Source organism: Pseudomonas sp. PAMC 26793 (assembly GCF_000313235.1).
Taxonomy (GTDB): Bacteria; Pseudomonadota; Gammaproteobacteria; order Pseudomonadales; family Pseudomonadaceae; genus Aquipseudomonas; species Aquipseudomonas yamanorum.
Genome location: NZ_AMXG01000035.1, coordinates 1 through 13,949, shown reverse-complemented (window position 1 = coordinate 13,949; position 13,949 = coordinate 1). Strand labels below are relative to the sequence as shown.

15 protein-coding genes are annotated in these 13,949 nt (G+C 60.9%); 1 reads left to right on the top strand and 14 read right to left on the bottom strand.

The features are described 5' to 3' along the window. Positions 1–4 precede the first annotated feature (4 nt). From D109_RS0114090 to flhA, 5 genes are all read right to left on the bottom strand, one after another. The gene (locus D109_RS0114090) at positions 5–379 is read right to left on the bottom strand and encodes a chemotaxis response regulator CheY (protein ID WP_005790040.1); all 375 of its coding nucleotides are present in this window, start codon (positions 377–379) and stop codon (positions 5–7) included. Between the two features lie 170 nt (positions 380–549). Further along, positions 550–1,290, bottom strand: a complete 741-nt coding sequence (fliA, locus tag D109_RS0114085) for an RNA polymerase sigma factor FliA (RefSeq protein WP_003214541.1) — start codon at positions 1,288–1,290, stop codon at positions 550–552. Next, positions 1,287–2,120, bottom strand: coding sequence for a flagellar synthesis regulator FleN (gene fleN / locus D109_RS0114080; protein WP_003192912.1), 834 nt, complete (start codon positions 2,118–2,120; stop codon positions 1,287–1,289). Before fleN ends, fliA begins: the two co-directional genes overlap by 4 nt. Before the next feature lie 105 nt (positions 2,121–2,225). Then, positions 2,226–3,542 (bottom strand): flagellar biosynthesis protein FlhF, encoded by a 1,317-nt coding sequence (gene flhF / locus D109_RS0114075; RefSeq protein ID WP_017477470.1) that lies wholly within the window; start codon positions 3,540–3,542, stop codon positions 2,226–2,228. Positions 3,543–3,553: 11 nt separating this feature from the next. Further along, on the bottom strand, positions 3,554–5,668 hold the full coding sequence (flhA, locus tag D109_RS0114070; RefSeq protein WP_017477469.1) for a flagellar biosynthesis protein FlhA: 2,115 nt from the start codon (positions 5,666–5,668) through the stop codon (positions 3,554–3,556). 609 nt (positions 5,669–6,277) lie between these two features. Between flhA and D109_RS0114065 the strand changes: the two genes are divergently transcribed. Further along, positions 6,278–6,550 (top strand): DUF6124 family protein, encoded by a 273-nt coding sequence (locus D109_RS0114065; RefSeq protein WP_017477468.1) that lies wholly within the window; start codon positions 6,278–6,280, stop codon positions 6,548–6,550. Positions 6,551–6,716: 166 nt separating this feature from the next. Here D109_RS0114065 and flhB read toward each other — a convergent pair whose 3' ends face one another. The 9 genes from flhB to D109_RS0114020 all read right to left on the bottom strand — a co-directional run bounded on the left by flhB (position 6,717) and on the right by D109_RS0114020 (position 13,673). Beyond that, positions 6,717–7,853, bottom strand: coding sequence for a flagellar biosynthesis protein FlhB (gene flhB / locus D109_RS0114060; RefSeq protein ID WP_017477467.1), 1,137 nt, complete (start codon positions 7,851–7,853; stop codon positions 6,717–6,719). Positions 7,854–7,856: 3 nt separating this feature from the next. Beyond that, complete coding sequence (gene fliR, locus D109_RS0114055; RefSeq protein WP_003214551.1) at positions 7,857–8,633, bottom strand: flagellar biosynthetic protein FliR; 777 nt, start codon at positions 8,631–8,633, stop codon at positions 7,857–7,859. A gap of 13 nt (positions 8,634–8,646) precedes the next feature. Beyond that, entirely contained in the window at positions 8,647–8,916 is a 270-nt protein-coding gene (gene fliQ, locus D109_RS0114050) for a flagellar biosynthesis protein FliQ (RefSeq protein ID WP_003214552.1), read from the bottom strand. Positions 8,917–8,919: 3 nt separating this feature from the next. Next, positions 8,920–9,663, bottom strand: coding sequence for a flagellar type III secretion system pore protein FliP (gene fliP / locus D109_RS0114045; RefSeq protein ID WP_003214554.1), 744 nt, complete (start codon positions 9,661–9,663; stop codon positions 8,920–8,922). Continuing rightward, positions 9,663–10,097, bottom strand: a complete 435-nt coding sequence (gene fliO, locus D109_RS0114040; protein ID WP_026077957.1) for a flagellar biosynthetic protein FliO — start codon at positions 10,095–10,097, stop codon at positions 9,663–9,665. Before fliO ends, fliP begins: the two co-directional genes overlap by 1 nt. A 1-nt stretch (position 10,098) precedes the next feature. Further along, positions 10,099–10,566, bottom strand: a complete 468-nt coding sequence (gene fliN / locus D109_RS0114035; protein ID WP_017477465.1) for a flagellar motor switch protein FliN — start codon at positions 10,564–10,566, stop codon at positions 10,099–10,101. Between the two features lie 34 nt (positions 10,567–10,600). Further along, a complete protein-coding gene (fliM, locus tag D109_RS0114030) occupies positions 10,601–11,569 on the bottom strand; it encodes a flagellar motor switch protein FliM (RefSeq protein ID WP_017477464.1) in 969 nt (322 codons plus the stop codon). A 9-nt stretch (positions 11,570–11,578) separates the two neighbouring features. Next, positions 11,579–12,079, bottom strand: a complete 501-nt coding sequence (gene fliL, locus D109_RS0114025; protein ID WP_017477463.1) for a flagellar basal body-associated protein FliL — start codon at positions 12,077–12,079, stop codon at positions 11,579–11,581. 223 nt (positions 12,080–12,302) lie between these two features. Beyond that, on the bottom strand, positions 12,303–13,673 hold the full coding sequence (locus D109_RS0114020; RefSeq protein WP_017477462.1) for a flagellar hook-length control protein FliK: 1,371 nt from the start codon (positions 13,671–13,673) through the stop codon (positions 12,303–12,305). Positions 13,674–13,949: the final 276 nt, after the last annotated feature.

The following is a 13,949-nucleotide window of genomic DNA, read 5'->3' as shown; positions in this document are numbered from 1 at the left end:
AGCATCAATGACCGATGCGTTCGAAGATCTTTTCGATCTTCTCTTTCAAGGCCAGTGCAGTGAATGGCTTGACCACGTAGCCGTTAACCCCGGCTTGGGCGGCTTCGATGATCTGTTCACGCTTGGCTTCAGCGGTCACCATCAGCACAGGCAGGCTGCGCAGTTTTTCATCAGCGCGCACGTGGCGCAGCAGATCGATACCGGTCATGCCCGGCATGTTCCAGTCTGTTACCAGAAAGTCGATGCTCCCGCTGTTGAGGATCGGAATCGCCGTAATGCCGTCATCCGCCTCGACCGTGTTAGTGAACCCAAGGTCACGCAACAGGTTTTTTATGATCCGCCGCATCGTTGAGAAGTCATCAACGATGAGGATTTTCATGTTCTTGTCCAATTCGACCTCCAAGCAGTCTTAAACGCGCCCAGCACCTGGGCGCGCCATATCAATCAACAGGCGTTACACAAAAAGGACTACCGGGGGCGCACCACGGGCCAAGCCCGTCCGGGCGCAGAGCCCGGACGGTATCGTTCGCAGTGTCCCCACACTGCCTGTCAGCGCGCTCGCCACTCTCCCAAACGCCCCCGCAAGCGGGCCGCGCACTGGCTGTGTAACTGGCTGACCCGCGATTCGCTGACTCCCAGGACCTCACCGATTTCCTTGAGGTTCAGCTCTTCGTCGTAGTACAGCGCCAACACCAGTCGCTCACGCTCCGGCAAATTAGCAATCGCGTCCGCCAGCGCACGCTGGAAGCGTTCATCTTCCAGATCGCGTGACGGTTCGAGATGAGCACTCGCGCCGTCCTCGTGCAGCCCTTCATGCTCGCCGTCCTGCAACAGGTCGTCGAAACTGAACAGGCGGCTGCCCAAGGTATCGTTCAAAATCCCGTAATAATCGTCGAGACTCAATTGGAGTTCGGCCGCAACTTCGTGATCTTTAGCGTCGCGACCGGTTTTTGCTTCAATTGAGCGAATTGCGTCACTCACCATCCGCGTATTGCGGTGTACCGAACGCGGCGCCCAATCACCTTTACGCACCTCATCGAGCATGGCCCCACGGATACGAATCCCCGCGTAGGTCTCGAAACTCGCGCCCTTGCTCGCGTCGTACTTGGTCGACACTTCGAGCAAGCCGATCATCCCGGCCTGGATCAAGTCTTCGACCTGGACACTGGCAGGCAAGCGCGCCAGCAAGTGATAGGCAATGCGCTTGACCAGGGGCGCATAGCGCTCGATCAATTCGACCTGACTGTCACGTGCCGACTTTTTGTAAAGGTTGTAGCCGCTGGCTGTCATAGCACCGGTCCTGCGCTCGTCTGATGCACCAATCGCTCGACGAAAAACTCCAGATGCCCCCGAGGATTGGCGGGCAACGGCCAGGTATCGACCTTCTGGGCAATAGCCTTGAACGCCAATGCGCACTTCGAACGAGGGAACGCTTCATAGACCGCACGCTGCTTTTGCACGGCCTTGCGTACGCACTCGTCGTAAGGAACTGCGCCAACGTATTGTAAGGCGACATCAAGGAAGCGATCTGTGACCTTGGTCAACTTGGCGAACAGATTCCGCCCTTCCTGCGGGCTTTGGGCCATGTTGGCCAGCACGCGGAAGCGGTTCATGCCGTAGTCGCGGTTGAGCAGTTTGATCAGGGCGTAGGCGTCGGTGATCGAGGTCGGTTCATCGCACACCACCAGCAATACTTCCTGGGCGGCGCGCACGAAGCTGACCACGGATTCGCCGATCCCGGCGGCGGTGTCGATCACCAGCACGTCGAGGTTGTCGCCGATGTCGCTGAACGCCTGAATCAGGCCGGCATGCTGCGCCGGGCTCAGGTGCACCATGCTCTGGGTGCCGGAAGCGGCCGGCACGATGCGAATCCCGCCGGGGCCTTGCAACAGTACGTCGCGCAGCTCACAGCGGCCTTCGATCACATCGGCCAGGGTATGTTTGGGCGTCAGTCCCAGCAGAACGTCGACGTTCGCCAGGCCCAGGTCAGCATCCAGCAGCATGACGCGACGGCCAAGCTCTGCCAGAGCCAGGGACAAATTCACTGACACGTTAGTTTTCCCGACGCCACCTTTGCCGCCGGTCACCGCGATCACCTGTACGGGATGCATGCTGCCCATTTTATTTCTTTACCTTGTCTTGCTTAGACGCAGGCTACATAAGTTGGCCGCGGGAACTGCTGGCAGGCCATCGATGTAGATACTTTGCAATGTGTTCATATTGCCTCAGCCGACTCGCTTGTTCGGGCTGTGGTAGAGGTCAGCAAACATGTCAGCCATCGCTTCCTCACTCGGTTCTTCCTGCATTTGCACGCTGACAGCCCGGCTGACCAACTGATGACGGCGCGGCAGATGCAAATCATCCGGGATCCGCGGCCCGTCGGTCAGGTAGGCAACCGGTAACTCATGACTGATGGCCAGGCTCAACACTTCGCCCAGGCTTGCCGTTTCATCCAGTTTAGTCAGGATGCAGCCCGCCAGCCCACAGCGCTTGTAGCTGTGGTAGGCGGCCGTCAATACCTGCTTCTGGCTGGTAGTGGCAAGTACCAAATAGTTTCTGGATTTGATCCCGCGCCCGGCCAGGCTTTCCAGCTGCATGCGCAGAGCCGGGTCACTGGCTTGCAGGCCGGCGGTGTCGATCAGCACCACGCGCTTGCGCAGCAGCGGGTCGAGGGCGTTGGCCAGGGACTGGCCCGGGTCGACGTGGGTCACCGGCACATTGAGGATGCGGCCCAGGGTCTTGAGTTGCTCCTGGGCGCCAATGCGGTAGCTGTCCATGCTCACCAGCGCGATGTTCTGCGCGCCGTACTTGAGCACATAACGTGCGGCCAGCTTGGCCAGGGTGGTGGTCTTGCCCATGCCGGCAGGGCCGACCATGGCAATCACACCGCCTTCTTCCAGGGGTTCGATTTCCGGGGTGACGATCATCCGCGCCAAGTGGGCCAGGAGCATGCGCCAGGCCTGGCGAGGTTCTTCAATTTGGGTGGTCAGTTGCAGCAGGTCGCGGGACAACGGGCCGGACAGGCCGATGCGTTGCAGGCGACGCCACAGGTTGGCCTGTTGTGGCTGGCTGCCCTGCAACTGGTTCCAGGCCAGGGAGCCCAACTGCACTTCCAGCAGTTCACGCAGGCCGTTGAGTTCGAAACGCATCGAGTCGAACACCCGCTGGTCTACCGCTGCCGCCGGGGCGGGCGCAGCAGGACGCGGCGGCTCAACAAAAGTCGGCTCTACCAGAGGCTCGGACGCCGTCAGCGGCAACCCGGCAAACAACTGGCGATTGGTGGAAGCGTCACTGTCGCCACGCATGCTCAGTTCAGCCTGGGCCGAGACAATGCGCGAAGCGGTCTTGCGCAGCTCGTCTTCCAGTTCCATGTTCGGCACACGCGGCGCCAGGGCCGAGGGCTTGTAATCCAGGGCAGCCGTCAGCTCCACACCGCCGGCAATACGACGGTTACCGATAATCGCAGCGTCGGCGCCCAACTCATCACGTACCAGTTTCATGGCCTGACGCATATCGGCGGCGAAAAAACGCTTCACTTGCATATCCCACTACCTCAGCCGTTGGGCCCTACTGTCGCGACGATAGTCACTTGCTTATTGTCAGGAATTTCCTGGTAAGCCAATACATGCAAATTCGGTATAGCCAGGCGTCCAAACCGCGACAACATCGCCCGGACGGGGCCAGCCACCAGCAGGATCACCGGATGGCCTTCCATTTCCTGGCGCTGCGCGGCCTCAATCAACGAACGCTGCAGCTTCTCAGCCATGCTTGGCTCCAGCAACACGCCTTCATCAGCGCCCTGCCCAGCCTTCTGAATACTATTGAGCAATATTTGTTCCAACCTTGGTTCCAAGGTGATCACAGGCAGCTCAGAGTCAAGCCCTACAATGCTTTGGACGATTGCACGCGACAATCCGACGCGCACTGCGGCCACCAAGGCGGCAGTATCTTGACTCTTGGCGGCATTGTTGGCGATAGCTTCGGCAATGCTGCGAATATCCCGCACCGGCACCTGTTCGGCCAACAGCGCCTGCAGCACCTTGAGCAGTTGCGAGGTAGACAGCACGCCCGGCACCAGCTCTTCGGCCAGCTTTGGCGAGGCTTTGGCCAGCAATTGCAAGAGTTGCTGGACTTCTTCGTGGCCGATCAGCTCGTGGGAATGCTTGTACAGAATCTGGTTAAGGTGGGTCGCGACCACAGTGCTGGCGTCGACCACGGTGTAGCCCAACGACTGCGCCTGGCTGCGCTGGCTGATTTCGATCCACACAGCTTCCAGCCCAAAAGCCGGATCTTTGGCGGTAATGCCGTTGAGCGTACCGAACACCTGGCCCGGGTTGATCGCCAGTTCGCGGTCCGGGTAGATCTCGGCTTCGGCCAGGATCACCCCCATCAGGGTCAGGCGGTAGGCGCTGGGGGCCAGGTCTAGGTTGTCGCGGATGTGCACGGTAGGCATCAGGAAGCCCAGGTCCTGGGACAACTTCTTGCGCACACCCTTGATCCGCGCCAGCAACTGCCCACCCTGGTTGCGATCCACCAGGGGAATCAGACGGTAACCGACTTCCAGGCCGATCATGTCGATCGGGGTCACGTCGTCCCAGCCCAACTCCTTGGTTTCAAGGGCCCGGGCCGGCGATGGCAGCAGTTCCTGCTGACGCGCCACTTCCTGCTGGGCAATCACCTTGATGTTGTTTTGCTTTTTCCAGAACAGGTAGGCACCACCGGCGGCCATGGCAGCCATGCTCAGGAACGAGACGTGAGGCATGCCCGGCACAATGCCCATAATGGCCATGATGCCCGCCGCCACGGCCAGCGCCTTGGGCGAGGCAAACATCTGCCGGCTGATCTGCTTGCCCATGTCTTCGGAGCCCGAAGCACGGGTCACCATGATCGCCGCCGCTGTAGATAACAACAGTGATGGCAATTGCGCCACTAAACCGTCACCGATGGTCAGCAAGGCGTAAACCTTGCCGGCGTCGCCGAAGGTCATGCCGTGCTGGAAGATGCCGACCGCCATGCCGCCGATCAGGTTGATAAACAGAATCAACAGGCCGGCGATGGCGTCACCGCGCACGAATTTGCTGGCACCGTCCATGGAACCGTAGAACTCGGCTTCCTGGGCGACTTCAAGACGACGGGATTTAGCCTGGTTCTGATCGATGAGGCCGGCGTTGAGGTCGGCGTCGATGGCCATCTGCTTGCCGGGCATCGCGTCGAGGGTGAAACGCGCGCTCACCTCGGAAATCCGCCCGGCGCCCTTGGTCACTACCACGAAGTTGATGATCATCAAGATCGCAAAAACCACGATACCGACCACGTAGTTACCGCCGATCACCACCTCACCGAAGGCCTGAATCACCTTGCCTGCGGCGGCGTGGCCGTCCTGGCCGTGGAGCATCACCACCCGGGTGGAGGCCACGTTAAGCGCCAGCCGCAGCAGCGTGGCAATCAGCAGAATCGTCGGGAACACCGCGAAATCCAGCGGCCGCAGGGCGTACACACACACCAGCAGCACGACCACGGACAGCGCAATGTTGAAAGTGAAGAACACGTCCAGCAGGAACGGCGGCATTGGCAACATCATCATTGCCAGCATCACCAGCAACAACAACGGCACACCCAGATTGCCTCGCGAGAGGTCAGTCAGGGTGCCACGGGCCGTGCTGAGCATTTGAGAGCGATCCACCGGTATTCCTCGTTTCCTTGAAGCAAACTTTTGACGCCGGGAGGCGTCCTGAATGCGGTATTGCAAGAAGCCTTCCAACTTTTGCTTGAGGGAGCAGATCGGTCTCACGGACAGCGAAGGGCTAGCGCCGTACACACATCACCTGTGGCGAGGGAGCTTGCTCCCGTTGGGCTGCGCAGCAGCCCCAGAACGGCTTACGCGTTTTTGCCTGAATAACCGCGATAGCTTCATTGGGGGCGCTTCGCGCCCCAGCGGGAGCAAGCTCCCTCGCCACACAAGCTCGTTCACGGGAGATGGCGAAACGTCCGACAGGGATTTAGGGTTGCTGGTGGGAAAGTCGATCTCTAGTCTTCGGGCACCGCTGCAAACGCAGCGGGCGGGCGTCGCGGCCCGAGTGAATTCAGGCGCAAAGCGCCATTGTCCGCTTTCAGTTGACGCCTTTTTATCGTCTACTGTGCGGCGCCATGGTGGCTGTGCGTGGGATACCTTCGGGTATGCCGGTTTCCTGATCCCGGTCCGCGAACCTGCGTACAGCTACCACCCCATCGCGTCGCGGCGATAAGTGGCAGCTCCACTTAATTCAGGAGCTTCACCATGATTAAACCCACACCAAATCCTCCACTCGGTTCCGAAACCAACAACGCCCCCGTCGTGCTATTCACCGTCATCGACGGCATCAGTACCGAAGACCTGCTGGTCAACCTCACCGAAACACTGGCTTCGGCCCACGCTCTGACCTGCGACTTTGCCTTTGAACTGGAAGGATCGCGGCGGGAAGGCGCGCTGGGGATTGCGCAGTTGATTGAAGTCGCGCGGTTGCTGGCTGATCGGGTGCTGGATGACATAGCGCCCTTGCCGGCGACTTAAACGCTGCCAGGTGCAATGGCGGGTACGCTCAGGAGATTTTTGTTGCCTGGGCAGACGCCTTCGCGAGCAAGCCCGCTCCCACATTGAACCGTGTACCTTCTGTAGAAACGCGGTCGAATGTGGGAGCGGGCTTGCTCGCGAAGAGGCCGGCACAGGCGCTACAAAATCAGGAATCCCGACGCAAATCCGGCGGAATCGGCAGGTCTTTGAGCGGATCCGGACGCTTGCCCTTGCCCGCGCGGTATTGGCGGATCTGGTACACGTACGCCAACACCTGAGCCACCGCCAGGTACAGCCCGGCCGGAATCTCCTGGTCCAGGTCGGTGGAGTAGAAGATCGACCGCGCCAGCTCCGGCGATTCGAGCAGCAGAATGTCATTGGCCACGGCAATCTCACGGATTTTCAATGCCGTGAAATCACTGCCCTTGGCCAGCAACATCGGTGCCCCACCCTTCTCCGGGTCGTACTTGAGCGCCACGGCATAGTGAGTCGGGTTGGTGATAACCACGTCGGCGTCGGGAACCGCAGCCATCATCTTGCGCTGGGACATCTCGCGCTGCAGCTGGCGAATCCGCTGTTTGACCTCGGGCCGGCCTTCCTGGTCCTTGTGTTCGTCACGCACTTCCTGCTTGGTCATCAGCAGTTTCTTGTGGCTTTCCCACAGCTGGATCGGCGTATCCACCGCGGCAATGATGATCAACCCGCAGGCCATCCACAGCGAACTCCAGCCCACCACCTGCACGCTGTGGATAATCGCCAGCTCGATCGGCTCATGGGCGATGCGCAGCAGGTCGTCGATGTCGGACGACAACACCGTCAACGCCACAAACAGGATCAGGATGAACTTGGCCAAGGCCTTGAGCAGTTCCATCAGGGCCTTGGTGGAAAACATCCGCTTGAGCCCGGGCCCCGGGTTCATCCGGCTGAACTTGGGCGCCATGCTGCCGGCGGCAAACAGCCAGCCGCCGAGGGAAATCGGCCCGATCAGTGCGGCCAGCAGCAAGGTAATCAGGATCGGCTGCACCGCGAGGATCGCGATCTTGCCGGAGTGCAGCAGGTACAGGCCCATGGCCCCCGGGCTGAGCAGCACGTCACGGGGCAGGGAGAAATTCAGGCGCATCAGCTCCATCAGGTCCAGGGCCAGACCACCGCCGTAGATCAGCAGGCCACCGGAGCCGGCGAGCATGATCGCCACAGTATTGAGCTCTTTGGAGCGGGCAATCTCGCCCTTTTCCCGGGAGTCCTTTTTTCGTTTCTCCGTGGGGTCTTCTGTTTTGTCCTGGCCACTCTCGCTCTCGGCCATGGCTTACCGCGCCCGCGCCAAGTCACGTAAAAACTGCAAGGCGTCAGTCGCCAGCGGTTGATACTGATTGAGAATGTCAGCCATGCCGACCCAGAAAATCCCCATGCCCAGCACCAGGGTCAACGGGAAACCGATGGAGAAGATGTTCAACTGCGGCGCCGCCCGGGTCATCACGCCAAAGGCGATGTTGACCACCAGCAACGCGGTGATCGCCGGCAATACCAGCAGCAACGAGGCGCCGAGCACCCAGCTCAGGCGCCCCACCAGCTCCCAGAAGTGATTGACCACCAACCCACTGCCCACCGGCAAGGTGGTGAAGCTTTCAGTCATGACCTCGAACACCACCAGGTGGCCGTTCATGGCCAGGAACAGCAAGGTCACCAGCATCGTCAGGAACTGCCCGATCACCGCCACCGACACGCCGTTGGTAGGGTCGACCATGGACGCGAAACCCATGCCCATCTGGATCGAGATGATTTGCCCGGCAATCACAAAGGCCTGGAAGAACAGCGTCAGGGAGAAACCCAGCAAGGCACCGATGATGATTTGCTCGGCGATCAACATCATCGCACTGAGGTCCAGGGCATTCACCGGCGGCATCGGCGGCAAGCCCGGCACGATAACCACGGTGATCGCCACCGCGAAATACAGGCGGATGCGCCGTGGCACCAGGGTGGTACCGAACACCGGCATGGTCATCAACACCGCCGTGACCCGGAACAACGGCAGGATGAACGAGGCCACCCAGGTGCTGATCTGGGTGTCGGTCAACGCCAACATCGAATTCACGGGGTCAGCCAATCAACTGCGGAATACTGCCGTACAGCTGCAGGATGTATTCCATGAAGGTTTGCACCAGCCACGGGCCGGCAACGATCAGGGTGATCAGCATTACCAACAGGCGCGGCAGAAAGCTCAGGGTCTGTTCGTTGATCTGGGTCGCAGCCTGGAACATCGCCACCAGCAGGCCCACCAACAGGCTCGGCACCACCAGTACGGCGACCATCATGGTGGTCAGCCACAGGGCTTCACGAAACAGGTCGACCGCTACTTCTGGCGTCATCGTCTACACCCCACCGAAACTGCCGGCCAGGGTGCCGATAATCAGCGCCCACCCGTCCACCAACACAAACAGCATGATCTTGAACGGCAACGAAATGATCAGCGGCGACAGCATCATCATACCCATAGCCATCAGCACACTCGCCACGACGAGGTCGATGATCAGGAACGGAATGAAGATCATGAAGCCGATCTGGAATGCGGTCTTCAGCTCCGAGGTCACGAACGCCGGCACCAGGATGGTCAGCGGCGCCATGTCGGGGCTGGCGATGTCGGTCCGCTTGGACAGCCGCACGAACAGTTCAAGGTCGCTGGAACGGGTCTGCGACAGCATGAAATCCTTGATCGGGCCCTGGGCCTTGTCGATCGCATCCTGGGCGGTCATTTTCTCCGCCAGGTACGGTTGCAGGGCTTGCTGGTTCACCTTGTCGAACACCGGCGCCATGATGAACAGCGTCAGGAACAGCGCCATGCCGGTCAGGATCTGGTTCGACGGCGTCTGTTGCAGGCCGAGGGCCTGACGCAAAATCGAGAACACGATAATGATGCGGGTGAAGCTGGTCATCAGCATCACGAACGCGGGGATGAAGCTCAGCGCGGTCATGATCAGCAGGATCTGCAGGCTGACCGAATACTCCTGCGCGCCCGCCGCATTGGTGCCCAGGGTAATCGCCGGGATCGACAACGGATCCGCCGCGTACGCCAGCGGCGCTGCCAGCAACAGCATGAGCGTCAATAAAACGCGCATTACTTCTTATCCTTCTGATCCTTGCCCAGCAACTCCATGAGGCGCTGGGCGAATTCCGGCGTGGCCGCTTGGGTCTGGGCCACGTCCACAGGCTGCTTGAGCACGTGCAACGGGGTGATGCGGCCGGGGGTGATGCCTAGCAGAATCTGCTCGTCGCCCACCTGCACCAGCACCAGCCGGTCCCGCGGGCCAAGGGCGCGCGAACCCACCAGTTCAATCACCTGGGCATTGCCCGGGCCGATGCGCTGCACGCGGCGCAACACCCAGGCGAGCACGAAGATCAGCCCCACCACCAGCAACAAGCCCAGCACCAACTGAGTCAGTTGCCCGCCAACGCCACTGCCGAGCGCCGGTGCGGCCGCCTGGGCGACCGGTTCTGCTGCCATTACGCTCAAGGGCAGCGTCGATAACAGTCCTACCAATGAGCGCTTCATATCAACGCAACTTCTTGATGCGTTCGCTCGGGCTGATCACGTCGGTCAGGCGGATGCCGAACTTCTCGTTGACCACCACCACTTCGCCATGGGCGATCAGTGTGCCGTTGACCAGCACGTCCAGCGGCTCACCGGCCAGGCGATCCAGCTCGATCACCGAACCCTGGTTGAGTTGCAGCAGGTTGCGGATGTTGATTTCGGTGCTGCCGACTTCCATGGAGATCGACACCGGGATGTCGAGGATCACGTCCAGGTTCGGACCGTCCAGGGTTACCGGCTCGTTGTTCTTCGGCACGCTGCCGAACTCTTCCATGGGAAGGCGGTTGCCCACCGGTGCGGTGGCCGCATCAGCCGCCAGCAGCGCGTCGATATCGTCCTGACCGACATCGCCGGTTTCTTCCAGGGCAGCCGCCCACTCGTCAGCCAAGGCCTGGTCTTCGGCGGAAGTGTTTTCTTGTTCAGTAGCCATTACATGTCCTCGGCGGAGCAGAAATTAGTATGGATCAGCGGCGGTTGATCGGTTCAATCACTTGCAACGCGAGGTTGCCTTTGTGAGAACCCAGCTTGACCTTGAACGACGGCACGCCGTTGGCGCGCATGATCAGTTCTTCCGGCAGCTCGACGGGAATCACATCCCCCGGCTGCATGTGCAAAATATCCCGCAACCGCAACTGGCGACGGGCCACGGTGGCGGTCAGGGGTACGTCGACGTCCAGCAGGTCTTCGCGCAAGGCCTTGACCCAGCGTTCGTCCTGGTCGTCGAGGTCGGACTGGAAGCCGGCATCGAGCATTTCGCGCACCGGCTCGATCATCGAGTACGGCATGGTCACGTGCAGGTCGCCGCCACCGCCATCGAGTTCGATGTGGAAGGTGGAGACCACAATGGCTTCGCTGGGGCCGACGATGTTGGCCATGGCCGGGTTCACTTCCGAGTTGATGTACTCGAAATTGACTTCCATGATCGCCTGCCAGGCTTCCTTCAAGTCGATGAAGGCCTGCTCCAGCACCATGCGCACCACGCGCAATTCAGTCGGGGTAAATTCGCGACCCTCGATCTTGGCGTGACGGCCGTCACCGCCGAAGAAGTTGTCCACCAGCTTGAACACCAGCTTGGCGTCGAGGATAAACAACGCGGTGCCTCGCAGCGGCTTGATCTTCACCAGGTTGAGGCTGGTGGGCACGTACAGCGAGTGCACGTATTCACCGAACTTCATCACCTGCACGCCGCCCACCGCCACGTCCGCCGAGCGACGCAGCATGTTGAACATGCTGATGCGGGTGTAACGGGCGAAACGTTCGTTGATCATCTCCAGGGTCGGCATGCGTCCACGGACGATGCGATCCTGGCTGGTCAGGTCGTAGCTTTTGACGCTGCCGGGCTCGGCAGCCATTTCGGTCTGTACCAGACCATCGTCGACGCCATGGAGCAGCGCATCGATTTCATCCTGGGACAGCAGGTCCTGCACGGCCATGTCGTGATCCTACTGCAATACGAAATTAGTGAAGAGCACCTGCTCGATCACCGGTTTGCCGACTTCCTTCTGGGCCACTTCCTGCACGCTGGCCGTGACCTTCTGGCGCAGCATTTCCTGGCCCACCGGGGTGGCGAGGGTGTCGAAGGGCTGGGCGGAAAACAGCATCACCAGGTTGTTGCGGATCACTGGCATGTGCACCTTGAGGGCATCCAGGTCTGCCTGGTTACGCGCCAGCAGGGTAATGCTCACCTGCAGGTAGCGTTGACGGCCGTTCTGATTGAAGTTGGCGACAAACGCCGGAAGCATCGGCTCGAAGATTGCCGGTTGCTTGACGTTAGGGTTGACCTCGGCCGTCGCGGCCGGTTTGCTCTGGGCGCTGTGCATGAAGTACCAGGTAGCCCCCACGGACAAGCCGATCGCCAGGAACAAGGCCAGGACAATCAGCAGGATAAGCTTGAGCTTGCCCTTGCCTGCGGGTGGTGTTGCTACGTCGTCGCTCTTCGCCATGCCAATAATCCGTCACTATTCAGGGATTCATAGTTCTGGGGAAAGGCAAGAGCAAGTGTTATGCCAGAGTTGTCAGTTCGGTCACGGTTTCGCCGACACTGCAAAACCAATGTGGGAGCGGGCTTGCTCGCGAAAGCGGTGGATCAGCACCTGTAACGGTGACTGACACTCCGTATTCGCGAGCAAGCCCGCTCCCACATTTTGATCATCGCCAGGCCTTGGATTAGGCGTAGTAGTCCACGGCGCTGGAGCCAATCACGGAATGCACCACCGGCGCAGCAACCTCTGCCACCTCACCGATACCGCCACCATCAACCCCATCACCCCGCCCGCCAGTGCCGCTGACGCCGCGTGCCTGGTTCTGCTGTTGTTGATCCTGGCCCTGCTGACCCTGCCAGCCACGGGACTGGTCCGACACGTTGACGTCGACCTGGCCCATGCCCTGCTGGGCAAACATCTCCCGCAGACGGCCCGACTGGCTTTCCAGCGCTTCACGAACCACCGCGTGCCCGCTCATGAAAGTGACCTGCGCCTGTTGGTCGGCGGACATTTTCACGCTGATGTCCAGGCGGCCCAGTTCAGCGGGTTGCAGCTGGATTTCTGCCGACTTGAGGTTGGCGCTGGACAGGTACATGACCCGGTTCACCACCTCGTCGGTCCAACCGCTCTGGTGCATGGCCAGGGGTGCATTGGCCACCGGTGGCAGGGCATTTGCGGTTTTCGGCGTGGCGGCCTGGGTCAGTGCGGCGAGGCGATTGGCGAAATCGTCGACACGGGTGTCGCTGCGGGCGTCTTTCAGGTCTTTGAGGGCGCCGTCGATCAGGCCGGTGAAGGCTTTGTCGCCGCCCTGGTCAGTGCTGTCCTTGGACGCTTGCTGATCGACCATGCTGGCCAGGCCAGTGGCGAAGTTTTGCGCGGCCGTTGGCTGATCCTGGGTCGGGGCCGACGTGCCTTTGGCTGGGGTTTGGCTGCTGGCGGATACGTGACCGCCCTGTTCCATGGCCAGGCGTACGGCAGGCATGGCGTCCAGTGGGTCGGCTTCGGGGTCGAAGGCGGGCTTGGCGTCATCGGTGGCAGCCACGGGTGGCGCTACCACTGGCTGGGCCTTGTCGTCTTTCGCGGCAGCCGGTGCCGGTGTTTCGACGGGCGCTGGCGTTGCCGGGACGGGAACGGGGACTACCGCGGCCATCAGCGCCGGGTCGACGGCTGGGTCGACCGGGGGTTGCTGGGCCAGGGTTGGGTCATCTGCCGGGGCCGTGTCGTCGGTCTTGGCGGTGGTGTCCGGGGTGTCGGGCTTGGCCGGCGGGGTGACAGGCAAAGTCTTGCCGTTATCGGCAACCGATGGAGTGCCGGCGGCAGGCTTGTCGTTGTTGGCGGCGGGCTTGGCGCTGGCGTCCGCAGGCTTGTCGCGGGTCGACCGGGTGGTGGTGTCGGTGGGTTTTGCCGCGGGCGCGGGGGCCTGTTTGGCGAACACCTGAGCGAAGCCCGGGGCCTTGTCCCGCGGGTCCGCAGCCACTGCCGGTGGATTGGCAGCGGGCGCTTGAGGCTTGGCCGCTTGGGCCGCCTGAAGAAGCGAGTTCGGGGTGATTGCCATGATAAGAGTCTCCGCCGCACAGGGGTCGAGGGTGCGGTTACAGGAGGTAGAGCAAGAGTTGGGCCAGGTTTTGGTTTTGGGTGTATATCCGTTATTTGGGTGATGGCTGGTATGGGTTCCGCTCTTACAGCGAGTGTTGAAGAGCAAAAGCAAAGACCAGAGCGAAAACAGATCTGCTTTTCTGTGGGAGCGGGCTTGCTCGCGAAAAACCTGAGGTCGCCGCGTTCATTCAGGATGCCCGCGTCATCGTTAACGACCTTCGCGAGCAAGCCCGCT

What these genes read in the sequence shown, in the direction of transcription:
- D109_RS0114090 (WP_005790040.1), bottom strand. Translation starts at nt 379, where the DNA reads ATGAAAATCCTCATCGTTGATGACTTCTCAACGATGCGGCGGATCATA.
- fliA (WP_003214541.1), bottom strand. Translation starts at nt 1,290, where the DNA reads ATGACAGCCAGCGGCTACAACCTTTACAAAAAGTCGGCACGTGACAGT.
- fleN (WP_003192912.1), bottom strand. Translation starts at nt 2,120, where the DNA reads ATGGGCAGCATGCATCCCGTACAGGTGATCGCGGTGACCGGCGGCAAA.
- flhF (WP_017477470.1), bottom strand. Translation starts at nt 3,542, where the DNA reads ATGCAAGTGAAGCGTTTTTTCGCCGCCGATATGCGTCAGGCCATGAAA.
- flhA (WP_017477469.1), bottom strand. Translation starts at nt 5,668, where the DNA reads ATGCTCAGCACGGCCCGTGGCACCCTGACTGACCTCTCGCGAGGCAAT.
- D109_RS0114065 (WP_017477468.1), top strand. Translation starts at nt 6,278, where the DNA reads ATGATTAAACCCACACCAAATCCTCCACTCGGTTCCGAAACCAACAAC.
- flhB (WP_017477467.1), bottom strand. Translation starts at nt 7,853, where the DNA reads ATGGCCGAGAGCGAGAGTGGCCAGGACAAAACAGAAGACCCCACGGAG.
- fliR (WP_003214551.1), bottom strand. Translation starts at nt 8,633, where the DNA reads ATGTTGGCGTTGACCGACACCCAGATCAGCACCTGGGTGGCCTCGTTC.
- fliQ (WP_003214552.1), bottom strand. Translation starts at nt 8,916, where the DNA reads ATGACGCCAGAAGTAGCGGTCGACCTGTTTCGTGAAGCCCTGTGGCTG.
- fliP (WP_003214554.1), bottom strand. Translation starts at nt 9,663, where the DNA reads ATGCGCGTTTTATTGACGCTCATGCTGTTGCTGGCAGCGCCGCTGGCG.
- fliO (WP_026077957.1), bottom strand. Translation starts at nt 10,097, where the DNA reads ATGAAGCGCTCATTGGTAGGACTGTTATCGACGCTGCCCTTGAGCGTA.
- fliN (WP_017477465.1), bottom strand. Translation starts at nt 10,566, where the DNA reads ATGGCTACTGAACAAGAAAACACTTCCGCCGAAGACCAGGCCTTGGCT.
- fliM (WP_017477464.1), bottom strand. Translation starts at nt 11,569, where the DNA reads ATGGCCGTGCAGGACCTGCTGTCCCAGGATGAAATCGATGCGCTGCTC.
- fliL (WP_017477463.1), bottom strand. Translation starts at nt 12,079, where the DNA reads ATGGCGAAGAGCGACGACGTAGCAACACCACCCGCAGGCAAGGGCAAG.
- D109_RS0114020 (WP_017477462.1), bottom strand. Translation starts at nt 13,673, where the DNA reads ATGGCAATCACCCCGAACTCGCTTCTTCAGGCGGCCCAAGCGGCCAAG.